This is a genomic window from Amycolatopsis pretoriensis, assembly GCF_900107925.1.
In the GTDB taxonomy this organism is placed as follows: Bacteria; Actinomycetota; Actinomycetes; order Mycobacteriales; family Pseudonocardiaceae; genus Amycolatopsis; species Amycolatopsis pretoriensis.
Genome location: NZ_FNUJ01000015.1, coordinates 130,693 through 145,298, shown reverse-complemented (window position 1 = coordinate 145,298; position 14,606 = coordinate 130,693). Strand labels below are relative to the sequence as shown.

The 14,606-nt window shown below is 74.2% G+C and carries 13 protein-coding genes; 9 read left to right on the top strand and 4 right to left on the bottom strand.

Translation table 11 applies throughout. The annotated features are described in order from the left end of the window. Nucleotides 1-47 precede the first annotated feature (47 nt). Nucleotides 48-1,991, bottom strand: a complete 1,944-nt coding sequence (locus tag BLV96_RS45265; RefSeq protein ID WP_086675811.1) for an NPCBM/NEW2 domain-containing protein — start codon at nucleotides 1,989-1,991, stop codon at nucleotides 48-50. 76 nt (nucleotides 1,992-2,067) lie between these two features. Continuing rightward, nucleotides 2,068-2,505 (bottom strand): hypothetical protein, encoded by a 438-nt coding sequence (locus BLV96_RS45260; RefSeq protein ID WP_086675810.1) that lies wholly within the window; start codon nucleotides 2,503-2,505, stop codon nucleotides 2,068-2,070. 118 nt (nucleotides 2,506-2,623) lie between these two features. On the opposite strand from BLV96_RS45260, the gene BLV96_RS45255 reads away from it, so the two are divergent. The 4 genes from BLV96_RS45255 to BLV96_RS45240 all read left to right on the top strand — a co-directional run bounded on the left by BLV96_RS45255 (nucleotide 2,624) and on the right by BLV96_RS45240 (nucleotide 7,032). Then, the gene (locus BLV96_RS45255; RefSeq protein ID WP_425266222.1) at nucleotides 2,624-2,905 is read left to right on the top strand and encodes a hypothetical protein; all 282 of its coding nucleotides are present in this window, start codon (nucleotides 2,624-2,626) and stop codon (nucleotides 2,903-2,905) included. Between the two features lie 212 nt (nucleotides 2,906-3,117). After that, nucleotides 3,118-3,945, top strand: a complete 828-nt coding sequence (locus BLV96_RS45250; protein ID WP_086675808.1) for an ABC transporter ATP-binding protein — start codon at nucleotides 3,118-3,120, stop codon at nucleotides 3,943-3,945. A 31-nt stretch (nucleotides 3,946-3,976) separates the two neighbouring features. Next, nucleotides 3,977-4,954 carry an ABC transporter substrate-binding protein gene (locus tag BLV96_RS45245; RefSeq protein WP_086675807.1) on the top strand — a complete coding sequence of 326 codons (978 nt, stop codon included), beginning with the start codon at nucleotides 3,977-3,979 and terminating at the stop codon, nucleotides 4,952-4,954. Beyond that, nucleotides 4,954-7,032, top strand: a complete 2,079-nt coding sequence (locus tag BLV96_RS45240) for an iron ABC transporter permease (protein WP_244180957.1) — start codon at nucleotides 4,954-4,956, stop codon at nucleotides 7,030-7,032. The genes BLV96_RS45245 and BLV96_RS45240 overlap by 1 nt, the downstream gene beginning before the upstream one ends. Nucleotides 7,033-7,391: 359 nt before the next feature. Here the strand turns inward: BLV96_RS45240 and BLV96_RS45235 are convergent, their stop codons facing one another. Further along, on the bottom strand, nucleotides 7,392-8,132 hold the full coding sequence (locus BLV96_RS45235) for an alpha/beta fold hydrolase (RefSeq protein ID WP_086675805.1): 741 nt from the start codon (nucleotides 8,130-8,132) through the stop codon (nucleotides 7,392-7,394). A gap of 54 nt (nucleotides 8,133-8,186) precedes the next feature. On the opposite strand from BLV96_RS45235, the gene BLV96_RS45230 reads away from it, so the two are divergent. Beyond that, nucleotides 8,187-8,849, top strand: coding sequence for a GntR family transcriptional regulator (locus BLV96_RS45230; RefSeq protein ID WP_143051138.1), 663 nt, complete (start codon nucleotides 8,187-8,189; stop codon nucleotides 8,847-8,849). Nucleotides 8,850-8,932: 83 nt separating this feature from the next. Then, nucleotides 8,933-9,274, top strand: a complete 342-nt coding sequence (locus BLV96_RS45225) for a hypothetical protein (RefSeq protein WP_086675803.1) — start codon at nucleotides 8,933-8,935, stop codon at nucleotides 9,272-9,274. Here BLV96_RS45225 and BLV96_RS45220 read toward each other — a convergent pair. Beyond that, nucleotides 9,240-10,463 carry an FAD-dependent monooxygenase gene (locus tag BLV96_RS45220; protein ID WP_167379940.1) on the bottom strand — a complete coding sequence of 408 codons (1,224 nt, stop codon included), beginning with the start codon at nucleotides 10,461-10,463 and terminating at the stop codon, nucleotides 9,240-9,242. The genes BLV96_RS45225 and BLV96_RS45220 overlap by 35 nt on opposite strands. A 206-nt stretch (nucleotides 10,464-10,669) precedes the next feature. On the opposite strand from BLV96_RS45220, the gene BLV96_RS45215 reads away from it, so the two are divergent. The 3 genes from BLV96_RS45215 (at nucleotide 10,670) to BLV96_RS45205 (ending at nucleotide 14,565) form a co-directional block, all read left to right on the top strand. Then, on the top strand, nucleotides 10,670-11,239 hold the full coding sequence (locus BLV96_RS45215; protein WP_086675802.1) for a VOC family protein: 570 nt from the start codon (nucleotides 10,670-10,672) through the stop codon (nucleotides 11,237-11,239). Between the two features lie 31 nt (nucleotides 11,240-11,270). Further along, complete coding sequence (locus BLV96_RS45210; protein WP_086675801.1) at nucleotides 11,271-11,732, top strand: hypothetical protein; 462 nt, start codon at nucleotides 11,271-11,273, stop codon at nucleotides 11,730-11,732. 70 nt (nucleotides 11,733-11,802) lie between these two features. After that, the gene (locus BLV96_RS45205) at nucleotides 11,803-14,565 is read left to right on the top strand and encodes a helix-turn-helix transcriptional regulator (protein ID WP_091390388.1); all 2,763 of its coding nucleotides are present in this window, start codon (nucleotides 11,803-11,805) and stop codon (nucleotides 14,563-14,565) included. The last annotated feature ends 41 nt before the right edge of the window (nucleotides 14,566-14,606 follow it).

Here is a 14,606-nt window from a genome sequence, read left to right as displayed (position 1 = left end):
GGACAGGCCACCAGTCTGGCACGTGGCGTCCGGCCCGGCCGGGGACGTCAGCAGCTGAGGTACGGCGACAGCCAGTCGCCCCAGTCACCGGCGGAGCCGTCCCCCGCGTCGTCGACGGCGAGCGCCAGCACCTGCACACCCGTCACCGGCACGACCAGGTGCTGCGCGGCGTCGCCGTGCCGCAGGTCGCCCGTGGCCTCCAGCTCGACGCCGTCGCCGATGACCCGGAACCCGAGCGTCCCGTCCGGACCGCGGTCGTCGACGCCCACGGTGGCGGTGAACTGCTTGCACTTGCCGCCGAGGTAGTACCGGACGACCGACGGCGCGTGCGCGCCCAGGCCGCCGTGCGCGTCGGTCTTGCCGTTGATCGTGAGCGGGTGGCCGTTGTCGGTGCTGTCGCGCTCGACCGGGCCGAGGCCGTTCTCGGTGGAGATCCACGGCTGCGTGTTGAGCAACCCGTTGGTGTAGGGCGGGTTCGGCGCGAGCATGAGCGGCGCTTCGGCCGACGCGGTTGCGGTGCGCGCGCCTTGCGTGGTCGTGTACGACACCGTGGCCGGCATCTTGAACGGCTGGGTGGCGGTCGACACCGGGTGCAGCGTCACCGCGGTCTCCCACGTGGCACCGGGGGCGACGGTGCCGGTGACCGCGTCGGCGGGACTGTCGAACTGCCACTGCGCGGGCGCGGTCAGCTGCAGGTGTGCGGCCGTGACCGGCGTCGAACCGGCGTTGGTGAACCGGACCGTGGCGGTGACCGGCTGGGCCGGCGGCACGGAGTCGGGCAGGTCGACGGTCAGCGACGTCCGCGGCGCGGCGGCCGGCGCGGTGGGCCAGACGCGCAGCACGGTGGCGGCGTGCCGCCCGACGGTGCCGCCGAGCGCGCCGGTCGTCTCGGTCTCGTCGCCGGTCCACAGGTCGCGCACGCGGTACCCGGCCGCGGCGGGGAGCCCGGCGTCGGCCACGGACGTCGTGATCGGGGCGGCCAGCTCGCCGCGGTTGAACAGCACGAGCACGGCCGAGCCGTCGGACATCGGTTTCGTCCACACCTCGGTCCAGCCGGTGTCGCGGACCTTGTGCCCGCCGACGCCCGCCCAGTCCCGGTCGACGGCGATGATGTCGGGGTTGCTCATTTCGGCGGCCGGGAGCGTGACGTCGGCCGCGAGCGCCATGTCGGCCACCAGCGGCGCGTTGAGCACGGCCCACAGCCCCAGTTTGGCCTGGCGCTCGGCGGTGTCGAGGTAGCTGAAGGTGAAGGAGCCGGGCATGTTCCAGCCGCCCGGGCCGTTGTAGCCGGCCAGGCCGTACTGCTTGTCGAGGCTGCCGGTCGAGTAGCCGAAGCCGAAGGTCGCGTTCTGGTAGGTGCGCCAGACCTGCGCGCCGGACGCCCGGGCCCACAGCCACGGGCTCTGGTCGCGGTCGTAGTCGTCGACCTCGAGGGTGATCGGCCGGCCGGTGCGCTTGAGGGCGTCGGCCATCTTCTTCACGCGCGCGGGCGCGTCACCGTTGACGCTGTAACAGGTGTCGTAGCGCAGGTAGTCCGCGCCCCAGGCGGCGAAGGTCTGCGCGTCGATGTCCTCGTGGTCGAGCGAGCCGGCCGCCGGGTAGGCACTGCAGGTCTTCGCGCCCGTGCCGCTGTAGAACCCGATCTTGAGCCCGCGTTCGTGGACGTAGCCGACCAGCGCCGGGATGTCGGAGGAGAAGCTCGGGCGGGGCGTGAGCTTGCCGGCGGCGTCGCGCTGGGCGGCCTGCCAGCAGTCGCCGAGCATGACGTATTCGTAACCGGCGTCCCGCAGCCCGGAGGAGACGAGCTGGTCGGCCGCGGCCTTCACGGCGTCCTCGCCGAGCTGGTAGAGGCAGTAGGGATCCCCAGTCGCCCAGGTGATCCCCAGCGGGGGTCTCTCGCCGGGAACCGGGTCGGGCGCCGGATCGGCCCACGCGGGGACGGCGGTGACCGTCAGGAAAAGGGCGCAGAAAAGCACGAGGAGCCGTCGCATCGTTTCCCCCTCCGGGAAAAGCGGACAAGACTCCCAGGATTGCCCCGCGGCGCGACGGAGGTCAAGACGGGCAAAACTACCCTGCCCGACCGGCCCGGCCCGGACGTTCCACGCCGGTCGCCGCGCGGTAGGCGGCGATCCGGATCCGCAGCCCCCGCAGGTGGACCAGGTCGACGACGAACGCCGAAGCCGGCCGGTACCCCGGGGCCTCCTCGGCCCGGCACGGTCCGGCCAGGTACACGAACTCGTCGTCCGGGTCGTACCGCGGCTCCGACCACACCGCCGCGTCCCCGGCTCCGCTGTCCCGGCGCCGGGCCCGGGCCAGCCAGTAGACCGGCAGCTTCAGCACCTCGCCCAGCGCCTTGTCGATCGACGCGAGGTCGGCCTCGGCGATCGCCAGCCCGCGGCCGCTCCACACGCGGGGCGCCCGGAAACCGCCGGCGGCGTGCGTGAACGTCGCGGTGTCGCCGGACGCGGTGATCGTCCAGCCGGCCACCGTCGTGAGGGTCGGCATGACAGCTCCCTGCGGTCGTGGCCCCCAGGTCCGGCCAGCGTAGTGGATCATGCCCGCCGGACCGGGCGTTGTTAACCTGGGATTCATCTTCGGATCACCGGACGAGGGGTGGTTGGACGTGCACGACGAGCTCGTTCCCCGATCGGTGGCCGAACTCGGCGCCGATCCGGCGTGGACGGTCACGCGCACCGGCACGACCGGGCAGTGGCTCACCGCCGAACGCGTCCTCGAGCGCGACGGGCACAGCCGGCTCATCGGGCTGACCCCGATCCGGCCGGGCGCGGTCGCGCTGATGCTGTGGGTGGGTGGCGAGGTCGTCGAACACCTCAGGACCACCGAAGCCGAGGCCTGCGCGATGGCCTACCGGTGGGCGGCGGAGTTCTTCGCCGGGAACCGGTGACGCGGGCTTCGCAGCCGCGCGGGCCCGTTCCGACATGCGCTCGAAGCAGGTGGGCTGGAGCAGGCCGATGCGCCGAGGGGGGAGGGGCGCACCGGCCTGCCCCACGGACGCTAACCGGACCGCGGCGTTTTCGCGCGTTGGCCGCCCGGTTCAGGGGGTGGTGTGCTGTCCGCCACCTTGTAGTTAGGTAAGGCTGACCTTATCGTTCTCGCGTGCCTGACGTCCCCCATCGCGCCGATACCGGTGTCCACGCCCGCGAGATCGATGTCGCCTACGGCCGCGACGTCGTCGTGCGCTCCGCGTCCGTCTCGTTGCGCGCCGGCTCCGTGACCGCGTTGATCGGCCCGAACGGCAGCGGGAAGTCGACGCTGCTGCGCGCGCTGGCGCGGCTGCACCCGCCGGTCGCCGGGTCGGTCACCTTCGCCGACGGCGCCGACCTGCGGGCACTGTCCGGAAAGGACATCGCCAAGCGGATCACCTTGCTGTCGCAGCAGCGGAGCGCGCCGGGCGGGGTGAGCGTGCGGGAGCTGGTCGAGTTCGGCCGGCACCCGCACCGGTCCCGCTGGGGCGGCCGCGACCCCGAAGGCCCGGCGGCCGTCGCGCGCGCACTGGAGCTGACCGGGCTGGCCGCGCTCGCCGACCGGCCGGTGCAGGCCCTCTCCGGCGGGCAGGCGCAGCGGGTCTGGCTCGCGAGCTGCCTGGCCCAGGACACCGCGCTGCTGCTGCTCGACGAGCCCACGACGTTCCTCGACCTGCGCTACCAGGTGGAGATCCTCGACGTCGTCCGCGACCTCGCCGACCGGCACGGCGTCGGGGTCGGCGTGGTGCTGCACGACCTCGACCAGGCCGCGGCGGTCGCCGACCGGGTGCTGCTGCTGGAGGCCGGCCGGGTCACCGCCGACGGCTCCCCCGCCGACGTGCTCACCGCCGAAAACCTCACGCGGGCCTACGGCATCCGCGTGGACGTGGCGCTCGACCCGGCCGACGGCCGGATCCACACCCGCGCGGTCGGCCGCTTCAACGACACCGCGCTGGTCTGAGCTGGCCTGACCCATCGAAAACAGGAGAAACATGCGGATCACCCGGATGCTCCTCGGCCTGTCCGCGGCCGCCACGTTCTTCGTGGCCGCCTGCGGCACCACCGAGGAGCCCACCAGCAACGCGGCCGCCACGAGCGGCGCCGGCCCGGTCACGGTCGTCGACTCGCGGGGCAAGGAAGTCAAGCTGCCGCACCCGGCCAAGCGCGTCGCGGCGACCGAGTGGAACGCCGTCGAGCACCTCGTGTCGCTCGGCGTCATGCCGGTCGGCGTGTCGGACATCAAGGGTTACGGCCAGTGGGCGAGCGCCGCCCCGCTCGACGGCACCCCGAAGGACATCGGCACCCGCGGCGAGCCGAGCCTCGACACGCTCGGTTCGCTGGGGCTGGACCTGGTGGTCGTCACCGACAGCGTGACCGAAGGCGCGCTCGAGCAGATCGAGGCGAAGGTGCCGGTGCTCGTCATCAACGGCGGTGACGCCAAGGACCCGGTCGCCGGGATGTACGCCGGCCTGGACGTCATCGCGAAGGCCACCGGCACCGAAACCCGGGCCGCGCAGCTGAAGTCCGAGTTCGAGCAGAAGCTCACTGCGGGCCAGGCCGAGGTGGAGAAGCTCGGCGCCGCCGGTCAGAAGGTCGCGTTCTCCGACGCCTACGTCACGTCCGGCTCGGTCAGCATCCGGCCCTACACCAAGGGCGCGCTGGTGTCCGCGGTGTTCGGGCGGCTCGGCCTGGACACCGCGTGGCCGATGGACGGCGACCCCACCTACGGGCTCGGGCAGGCCGACGTCGAAGGCCTGACCAAGCTGCCCGACGTGCGGTTCTGGTACATCGCGAACAACGCCGACGGCGACCCGTACCAGCAGCAGCTGGCCGGCAACGCGATCTGGCAGAACCTCGCGTTCGTCAAGAGCGGCAAGGTGCACCGCTTCCCGGACTCCCTGTGGATGTTCGGCGGGCCCAAGTCCATGGCGCAGTTCGTCGACGCCGCCGTCGCCGCCCTGAAGGGCTAGTGGCCACCCTCACCGAGCCGCCCGTGGCCGCCGTCCGGCGCCACGGGCGGCTCACCCTGCTGGGGACCGGGCTCGCCGCCGTGCTCCTGCTGGGTTCGGCGGTGCACCTGACACAGGGCACCGCGAACCTGGACGCGCTCGACGTGCTGCGGCTCGTGTTCGGCGGCGCGACCGGCGACACGACCGCCGTGGTCCTCGAGTCGCGGCTGCCGCGGCTGCTCGCGGCTCTGGTCGTCGGGGCCGCGCTCGGCGTGGCCGGCGCGGTGCTGCAATCGGTGTCCCGCAACACGTTGGCGTCGCCGGACACGCTCGCCGTCAACGCCGGTGCGCACCTCGCGGTGGTCGCCGTCGCGGCGTTCGGCGTCTCGCTGCCGCTGCTCGGCGCGACCGGTGTCGCGTTCGCGGGCGGCCTCGCCGCGGCGGCGGTCGTGCTCGCGCTGTCCGGCACCGGCGGCACCGGGATCGTGCGGCTGGTGCTCGCGGGCACGGCGATCGCGCTGGCGCTGGTCTCGGTGACCCAGGTCCTGCTGTTGCTGTACTCCCAGGAAACCCGCGGCCTGTTCGCCTGGGGCGAGGGATCGCTGGAGCAGAACGGGTTGCGGGGCGTCCGCACGCTCGGCCCGCTCGTCGGCGTGGCGGTGGCCGCGTTGCTCGCGATGGCCCGGCGGCTCGACCTCATCCACGTCGGCGACGACCACGCGCGGGCCCTGGGTATCCACATCGGACGGACACGCGTCGCCGCGATCGGGCTGGCCGTGCTGCTGGCCGCGGCGGCGGTGACGCTGGCCGGTCCGATCGGGTTCGTCGGCCTCGCCGCGCCGGCCCTGGCCCGGTTACTGGCGTCCGCGGTGCCGGGCCTGCACCGGCACGCCGCGCTGCTCCCGGTTTCCGCGGCGCTGGGGGCGGCGCTCCTGCTGGGCGCCGACGTGCTGCTGCGCACGATCATCAGCCCGCAGCGGGCGTTGGAGGTGCCGACCGGCGTCGTGACGACGATCCTCGGCGCGCTGTTCCTCGTGGTCCTGGCCCGCGGCGCCCGGATCACGTCCGCGACCGCCGAACCTCCGGCGGCCGGCGCGCGCGGCGGGGTGAGCGCGCTCCGGTACCGGGTGGTGCTGGGCGTGCTGGCGTTGGTGGCGGTCGGCGTCGCCGTGGGAGCGGTCCTGCTCGGGGACGCGAAGCTGTTGCTGGGTGACGTCGTCAACTGGGTGACCGGCCAGGCGGGCCCGCTGGTGACCGGTGTGCTGGACACGCGCGTCCCCCGCGTGGTGGCCGCGCTGCTGGCGGGCGCGGCGCTGGCCCTGGGCGGCGCGCTCACCCAGGCAGTCGCCCGCAACCCGCTGGCCGAACCGGGGATGATCGGGGTGGTCGGTGGGGCAGGGCTGGGCGCGGTCGCCGTGATCACGCTGGTGTCCGGGGTCGGGTTCTGGACGTTGACGGGGTCCGCGGGCCTGGGTGCCGCCCTGGCGATGACGGTGGTCTTCGCGGTGGCCGCGCGCGGCGGGTTCACCAGCGAACGCCTGGTGCTGATCGGCTTCGGCGTGCACGCGGCAGCGCAGGCGTTGGTGACGTTGCTGATCACGCTGTCCGACCCGTGGAACGAGACGAAGGCGCTGACGTGGCTGGGCGGCTCGACGTACGGCCGCACGTTCACGCACCTGGTACCGATGGGGCTGGCGGTGCTGCTGGTGGCACCGGTGCTGGTCCGCATGCGGCGCGAGCTCGATCTGCTGTCCTTGGACGAGGAGACGCCGCGGGTGCTGGGCGTGCCGGTGGGGCGGTCGCGGTTGCTGCTGCTGTCGTGCGCGGTGCTGCTGACCGGCGCGGCGGTGGCGGGAATCGGGGTGCTGAGTTTCGTTGGCTTGGTGGCGCCGCACGCGGCTCGCGCGGTGGTGGGCAGCAGGCACGCCAGGTTGCTGCCGGCGGCGGCGCTGCTGGGCGCGATCCTGGTGTGCGCGGCGGACGCGCTGGGCAGAACGGTGATCGCCCCGGGCCAGCTCCCGGCGGGGTTGATGACGGCGATCATCGGGGCGCCGTATTTCGTGTGGCTGCTGTACCGGCACCGAATGCGGGCCCGCTGAGGCGCGGTCAGGGTGGGAGTTTCGCCGACGCGCGCGGCTCCCGCCGCCACCGGGGGACGCCAAGGCGCTTCAGGCGGCCAACTTCACCGGCGCCAGGCGAGTCCCGCGCCTCACGCGGCTCCGCGCCACCACCACGCCCGCGCCCCAGGTCGCCAACTCCACCGGCACCACGCACGCGCCATACCTCGCTCGGCTCCACCGCCACCACGCCCGCGGCCGCTGAAGCGCCTCAGGTCGCGAACTTCACCGGCGCCGGGCACGCGCGGCTCCCCTGCCACCACCACACCCGCGAACACCGAAGCACCTCAGCCAGCCGACTCCACCGGCACCAGGCGCGCGGCTTCCCCATCCGCGCCCCCTCAGCGAGCAACAACCTCCCGCACCGTGGCCAGCACCTCGTCCGGATGATCGAGATGCACACTGTGCGTCGCCCCCGGCCAGCTCACCAGCCGGCCACCAAACGCGGCCGCCAGCCTTTCGTGGGCCCGGCGGACCGCGTGACCCGGCTTGCGATCCGCCGTCACCACGACCGCCGGCACCCGGGGCAGCTCGGACTCGCGCACCGATACCTCGGCGAGACCGACCACCGCGCGGGCCAGCGTCGGGATGTCGAGGTTCGCCGTCCGCCTGAGCGCGGCCGCGCAGTCCGGGCGCAGGTCGCGTGCGCCGCGCCGGGCCGCCGCGCGGAATCCCTTACCCAGCAACGCACCCAGCCCCGGCACCGCCGACAGCCGGCCGAGCACGCGCGTCATGCGTTCGATGCGTGCGCACAGCTTCGGGTCGTTGACCGGCGTCGGGTCCAGCAGGACCAGGCCCGCGACCAGCTCCGGGTGCTCGCGCGCCAGCAGCACGCCGACGGCACCGCCGAGGCTCTGCCCGACCACCACGACCGGGCCGACGTCCAGCCCCTTGACGTACGCCCCGAGGTGCGCCGCCGCGCCGGCCAGTGAACCGTCCTCTGTGGACGTTCCGGTGCCTGGCCGGTCGTACTGGATCACGCGCACACCGGGGAGTCCCTCGACCAAGCCCGGGAAGAAGCCGGCACAGCTCTCGGCGCCGCCGGGCAGCAGCAACACGGGTGGTGCTCCGTCGATCTCCATGCCACATTGTGACACAATCTGACGCGATCGTGTGTGACAAGCTGGGAGGCGACAGTGGCACCTGCGGCACCCGAGCGGATCGCCGAGGTGGTGCGCGGCGAACTGCTCGACGGCGTGCACCCGGTCGGCACCCGCTTCCGCGAGGAAGAGCTGGCAGACCGCTTCGACGTCGGCCGGCACACGGTTCGCTCGGCGCTGCGCCTGCTGACCGACCGCGGCCTGGTCGTCCACGAACGCCACCGCGGCGCGGTCGTCGCGCCGCTGAGCCGGGCGCGCATCGACGAGATCTTCGACTACCGCAAGGTCCTCGAGCTCGGCGCGCTGCGCATGGCGCTGGCCCGCGGCGCGGATCTGACCCCCGTCCTCACCGAGGTGGAGCGCCTCGAAGCACTGGCGACGCGGACGCCGTCGTGGCGGCAGCTGACGGAGACCCACGGCGCGATCCACCGGGCGATCGTCGCGGCGGCGGGCAACGAGCACCTGCTGGAGAGCTACCGCCGGTGCGAGGACGAAGTCCGGCTGCTGCTGGCGTTCGTCCGCCCGGACTTCGACGCGGCGAGCATGGCGGCGATCCACCGCCGGCTGGTGACCAAGCTGAACCTCGGCGGCGAAACCGCGACGGACGCCCTGACCGAGGACATCGACCACACGGGCCGGGCGGCCCTGCTCACCGCCCTGCACCGCGCGGAGGACAGCGCCCACCGCCTGGGCCGCTGACCACTGCCGGCGAACTTCCGGTGAACAAGCCCGCGTGGCGTGGCCGACCGGCGATAGCCTCCGGCTCGGAGGTGGTGGCGCCCATGGCAGACATCCGGCCGTACCCGCGGCGGGGCATCGGGTTCGCGGTCACCGGCTGGTTCCTCGCGCTCGCCGGCGGGGCCGGCGCGTTCCTGTTCGGCTCCGCCGCCGCGCGGAGCACCGACACGTGCCTGCCGGACGAGACGGTCTTTCCGTGCACCGAGACCGGCCGGGACGTCGTCCACTGGCTGCCGCCGATCGGCTGGCTCGCCGCGATCCTGCTCGCCTGGACGATCGGGTCGGCGCTCTCCCGCCGCGGCGCACCCCGGTGGCCGGCCGTCGCGGCCGGCGTGGCGGGCTACGCGGTCGTCATGACGGCCGACTGGTTCCTCGCGGTGCGCTGAGCCGGACCCCGGAGTCCGGCGCCTGCGCGTAGTCCGGCAGCTCGACGCCGTTGAGCGCGCGCTCGACCAGGGCGGTGAGCGCTTCCATGTCGGGCTCCGGGGCCGGCGCCGCGTCCGGGTCGGGGATGCCGCGCATGGCCGCGTGCAGCCGGCCGATCTCCTGGTTCGCCTCGACGAACGACCGCATCCGGCTCTCGTACGCGGCGAACGCCGGCGCCGGGTCCCAGCCGGCGGTCGCCAGCTCGCCGGCCAGCAGGTAGGCGCCGACCAGGGCCAGTCCGGTGCCCTGCCCGGACAGCGGCGACGAGCTGAACGCCGCGTCCCCGAGCAGCGCCACCCGGCCGTCCGACCAGCGGTCCAGCACCACCTGGGCGACCTGGTCGAGGTAGAAGTCCGGCGTGTCGTCGAGGTGCTCGAGCAGCTGCGGGGTCAGCCAGCCGAGGCCGGCCACGCGCTCGCGCAGCAGGCGCTTCTGGGCCTCGACGTCGCGGTAGTCGACGTCGAAGTCCGGTGAGACGAAGGAGAACATGGCCATCGCGCGGGTGGCGTCCCCGATCGGGCGCAGCATCGCCGAGCGCCCGGGCTCCTGGTGCTCCAGCACGTGGTCGTCGAGCCCGAACTCGTTGGGGACGCTGTAGAAGGCCAGCACGTGCCCGAGGTGGCGGACGTACTCGTCGTGCGGCCCGAAGACCATCGCCCGCAGCGCCGAGTGCAGCCCGTCCGCCCCGATCACCAGGTCGAAGCGGCGCCGGTCGCCGCCCGCGAAGACCACGTCGACGCCGTCGGCGTCCTGAGTGAGCTCGGCGATCCGGTCGCCGAAGACGTACTCGACGCCGTCGTGGGTGTCGTCGTAGAGCACCTGGGAGAGGTCCCCGCGCAGGATCTCGATCTCCGAAATGTAGCCGTCGCCGCCGTCGTCCTCGGCGCTGAAGGTCTCCAGCACGGTGCCGTCGGCGGCCACGGTGTGCGCGCCGGCGGTCTCGGTGCGGGCCGCGCGCACGGCTTCGTCCAGCCCCATCCGGCGGATGACTTCCCTGGTCACGCCGCGCGCGTCGACCGCCTGCCCGCCGGGCCGCAGCCCGGGAGCCCGTTCGACGACGGTCACCTCGGCTCCCCGCCGCCGCAGCCAGTGGGCCAGCGCGGGCCCCGCGATGCTCGCCCCGGTCACCAGCACCTTGACAGCGCCCATTGCTTCCCCCAGTTCACCGCTTTCGGATCGACGCCCGGATCGTAGCCGGGGCTCGGGCCCAATGCCCGGCCCGGCTTCGCGGCCCCTGGCACCCCGGGCCCGGGGGTCGGCCAGGGTGTCTCCCTGGGGCCACGGGGGCCGCCGCGGAGCACTGTGGATTCCAGAGCGGCGAACCCCGCCGCCACCACACCCCAGGAGTCCGAATCATGGACATGAAGCTCGAAGTCGTGGTCCTGCCCGTCACCGACGTCGACCGGACCAAGCACTTCTACAAGACCCTCGGCTGGCGCGAAGACGCCGACATCGACTTCGGCACCTCCCGCATCGTCCAGCTGACCCCGCCGGGATCCCCGACGTCGGTCCACTTCGGCACCGGCCTCACCGACGCCGCCCCCGGGGCGGTCCGCAACACCTACCTCGTGGTCGACGACATCGAAGCCGCCCGCAAGGAGCTCGCCGGCCACGGCGTCGACGTCAGCGAGGTCTTCCACCGTGACGCCACCGGAGCCTTCGCCCCGGGTGTGCACCCCGACCACGGCACCTACTCCTCCTTCGCCTCCTTCAGCGACCCCGACGGCAACACCTGGCAGCTGCAGGAGATCACCTCCCGCTTCCCCGGCCGCGTCGACGGCGTGAGCTACGGCTCGACGCGGCAGCTCGAAGACGCGCTGCGCGAGGCCGCGGCCGCGCACGGCGAGCACGAGAAGGAAACCGGCGAGTACGACGAGCAGTGGTCGTCCTGGTACGCCCGGTACATGGCCGAGCACCAAGCCTGACACCCGCGACACACCGAGGAGACCGGAAGAAATGTCCACCATCCACCTGCGTCAGACGACCACCGCCACACCGGAGCAGTTCCTGGCCGGACTGACCGATTTCGGCCCGGAGCGCGCGAAGCTCTTCGGCCGCAGCGCGACCGAGTACCTCGAGGTGCACGATCAAGGCCCGGGCCACGCCGACGTCACCGAAGGATCCGGCGGCATCTGGGAGCGGCTGAGCTACGACTGGTCCGATCCGGCCCGCGTCGTGATGCGGACCACCGACTCCAACACCTGGGGCGGCGCCTCGGGCCACACCTACACCTTCACCCGGCTGCCGGACGGCACCACCCAGGTCGACGCCGAGGTGGTGCGGGAAGGCAAGAACCTCAAGGGCCGGCTGCTCGGCGGCCTGCTCGGCGTGCTGGGCAAGCGGGTCCTCGGCGGAGAGCTGGCGAAGACCGCCAAGGCCGTCGAAGCGCGGTACGCGGGCGCCCACGACGACGCGTGACGCGCCGGCCCGCTGCGCTAGGGTTCGGTGACCCGGCACGGCCGTCGCCGGGCGGTCGCAGGAGGTTCGCATGCCGGGGCGTGGGCCGGCGCTGATCGGCAGGCACGGCGAACGCGCGGCGCTCGACCGTCTCCTGGCCGGTGCCCGGTCGGGGCAGGGCCAGGTGCTGGTCCTGCGCGGCGAGGCCGGGATCGGCAAGACCGCGCTGCTGGAGTACGCGCACACCCAAGCCCCCGGGTTCCGGGTCGCGCGCGCCGCCGGGGTCGAATCCGAGCAGGTGCTGGCCTACGCCGGGCTGCACCAGCTGTGCGCGCCGTTCTTCGACCGGCTCGACCGCCTGCCCGAACCCCAGCGCGACGCGCTCGCCACGGCCTTCGGGCTGAGCGCCGGGCCCCGGCCGACCCGCTTCCTGGTCGGGCTCGCCGTGCTGACGCTGCTCGCCGACGTGGCCGAGGACCAGCCGCTGCTCTGCCTGGTCGACGACGCGCAGTGGCTCGACCGGATGTCCGCGCTGGTCCTCGCCTTCGCCGCCCGCCGGCTGCTCGCCGAGCGGATCGCCGTGGTCTTCGCGGTGCGGGAACCCGGCCACGAACCCGACCTGGCCGGGCTGCCGGACCTCCCGGTCGGCGGGCTGGGCGAGGCCGAGTCGGAGGCGCTGCTGGCCTCGGTCCTCAAGGGACCGGTGGACCGCCGTGTCCGCGCCCGGATCGTCGCCGAAACCCACGGCAACCCGCTGGCGTTGCTGGAACTGCCGCGCGCGTGGACGGCCGACGGGCCCGCCGACGGGTTCGCCCGGCCGGGGACGCTGCCGCTCGCCGGGCGCATCGAGGAGTGCTTCGTCCGGCAGCTGGACCCGCTTCCCGCCGACACGCGGCGGCTGCTGCTCATCGCCGCCGCCGAGCCCCTCGGCGACGCCACCCTGCTCTGGGCCGCGGCCGGCAAGCTCGGTCTCGGCGCCGACCCCGCGGCCGCCGCCGAGGCGACGGGGCTGATCGAGTTCGGCCGCCGGATCCGGTTCCGCCACCCGCTGGTGCGGTCGGCGGTCTACCGGTCGGCGCCGGCCCCGGACCGCCAGGACGTGCACCGGGCCCTGGCCGACGTGACCGACCCGGACCTCGACCCCGACCGGCGGGCCTGGCACCGCGGGCAGGCGACCGTCTCCCCCGACGAAGACGTCGCGGCCGACCTCGAACGCTCGGCGGGCCGGGCACGCGCACGCGGAGGCCTGGTCGCGGCGGCCGCGTTCCTCGAACAGGCGGCGCTGCTGACGCCCGAACCCGCCCGGCGCGCGCACCGCGAGCTCGCGGCGGCCGCGGTCACGCGCGACGCCGGAGCGCTCGAAGCGGCCCTCGGCCTGCTCGACTCGGCAGCGGCCGGCCCACCGGACGCCGAGCGCGCCGCCCAGGCCGAGCACCTGCGCGGACAGATCGCGTTCGACCGGCGCCGGGGCGGCGACGCGGCCCGGCTCCTGCTGCGGGCGGCCGAGCGGCTCACCCCGCTCGACGCGAACCGGGCGCGCGAGACGTACCTGGAGGGGCTGGCCGCGGCCCTGTGGGCCGGCGCGGACCGGGAAGAGCTCGTGGCGGTGGCCGAGGCCACCCGGGCGGCTCCCCCGGCGCCCGTGCCGCCCCGCGCCGTCGACCTCGTTCTGGACGCGCTGGCCACCCGGCTGACCGACGGTTACCGGGCCGCCGCGCCGCTGCTGTCCGACGCGGTGGCGGCGGTCCACGCGCTGGACGTCGGCACCGAGGACACCGGGCGGCTGCTCTGGCTGCTGGGCAACCGGGCCGGCGGCATGATCGCCACGGAAGCGGCGGACTTCGCGGCGGCGCGGGCGTTCGCGACGCGTCAGGTCCAGCTCGCCCGCGACGCCGGCGCGCTCGTGCAGCTGCAGTTCGCGCTCAACTTCCTCGGCGTCAACGAGGTGCTGGCGGGCGAGCTGACCGCGGCGGCGGCCTCGGCCGAGGAGGACCGCGTGATCGCCGGCGCGACCGGCAACGCGCCGGTCGGCTACGCCGCGGTGCTGCTCGCCGCGTTCCGCGGCCGGGAGGCACCGGCGGCGGAGCTGTTCGAGGACACGGCGCGGGACGCGTCGGCCCGCGGCCAGCTCCGGCTGGTGAACTTCGCCGGCTACGGGCGCGCGGTGCTGTACAACGGCCTCGGCCGCCACGACGCCGCGCTGGCCGCCGCGCGCGAGGTGTTCGAGCACGATGTGGTGGGGTTCCCGGGCCTGGTCACCGCCGAACTGGCCGAGGCGGCGTCGCGAACCGGGGACGAGGAGCTGCTGCGGACCGCGGCGGCCCGGTCGGCGGACCGCGCTTCGGCCATCCCGACCGCGGAAGCGCTGGGGCTGGACGCCCGCGTGCGCGCGCTGGGCAGCACCGGATCGGACGCCGACCGCCTCTACCGCGAGTCGATCGCGTGCTTCGACCGGACGCCGCTGCGCGTGGACCTCGCCCGCGGCCACCTGCTCTACGGCGAGTGGCTGCGCCGCGAGGGCCGCCGGGTGGACGCCCGTGCGCAGCTGCACACGGCGCACGAGCAGCTGTCCGCGATGGGCGCGGAGGCGTTCGCCGACCGGGCCCGGCGCGAGCTGCAGGCCACCGGGGAGACCGCGCGGAAACGCACGGTAGAGACCGCGGGTGAACTCACCGCCCAGGAGTTCCAGATCGCGCGGCTGGCCGGGGAGGGCTATTCGAACCCGGAGATCGGCACCCGGTTGTTCCTCAGCCCCCGCACGGTGGAATGGCACCTGCGCAAGATCTTCTCCAAGCTCGGCATCAGCTCGCGCCGCCAGCTGCGCGACGTCGTCCTGGCCGGCGCCGGCGCGTGAATCCGCGGGTTCATCCTGCAAGTTGAGTGCACGCCCGTACA

What these genes read in the sequence shown, in the direction of transcription:
- BLV96_RS45205 (WP_091390388.1), top strand. Translation starts at nt 11,803, where the DNA reads ATGCCGGGGCGTGGGCCGGCGCTGATCGGCAGGCACGGCGAACGCGCG.
- BLV96_RS45215 (WP_086675802.1), top strand. Translation starts at nt 10,670, where the DNA reads ATGGACATGAAGCTCGAAGTCGTGGTCCTGCCCGTCACCGACGTCGAC.
- BLV96_RS45260 (WP_086675810.1), bottom strand. Translation starts at nt 2,505, where the DNA reads ATGCCGACCCTCACGACGGTGGCCGGCTGGACGATCACCGCGTCCGGC.
- BLV96_RS45210 (WP_086675801.1), top strand. Translation starts at nt 11,271, where the DNA reads ATGTCCACCATCCACCTGCGTCAGACGACCACCGCCACACCGGAGCAG.
- BLV96_RS45245 (WP_086675807.1), top strand. Translation starts at nt 3,977, where the DNA reads ATGCGGATCACCCGGATGCTCCTCGGCCTGTCCGCGGCCGCCACGTTC.
- BLV96_RS45225 (WP_086675803.1), top strand. Translation starts at nt 8,933, where the DNA reads ATGGCAGACATCCGGCCGTACCCGCGGCGGGGCATCGGGTTCGCGGTC.
- BLV96_RS45235 (WP_086675805.1), bottom strand. Translation starts at nt 8,132, where the DNA reads ATGGAGATCGACGGAGCACCACCCGTGTTGCTGCTGCCCGGCGGCGCC.
- BLV96_RS45265 (WP_086675811.1), bottom strand. Translation starts at nt 1,991, where the DNA reads ATGCGACGGCTCCTCGTGCTTTTCTGCGCCCTTTTCCTGACGGTCACC.
- BLV96_RS45220 (WP_167379940.1), bottom strand. Translation starts at nt 10,463, where the DNA reads ATGGGCGCTGTCAAGGTGCTGGTGACCGGGGCGAGCATCGCGGGGCCC.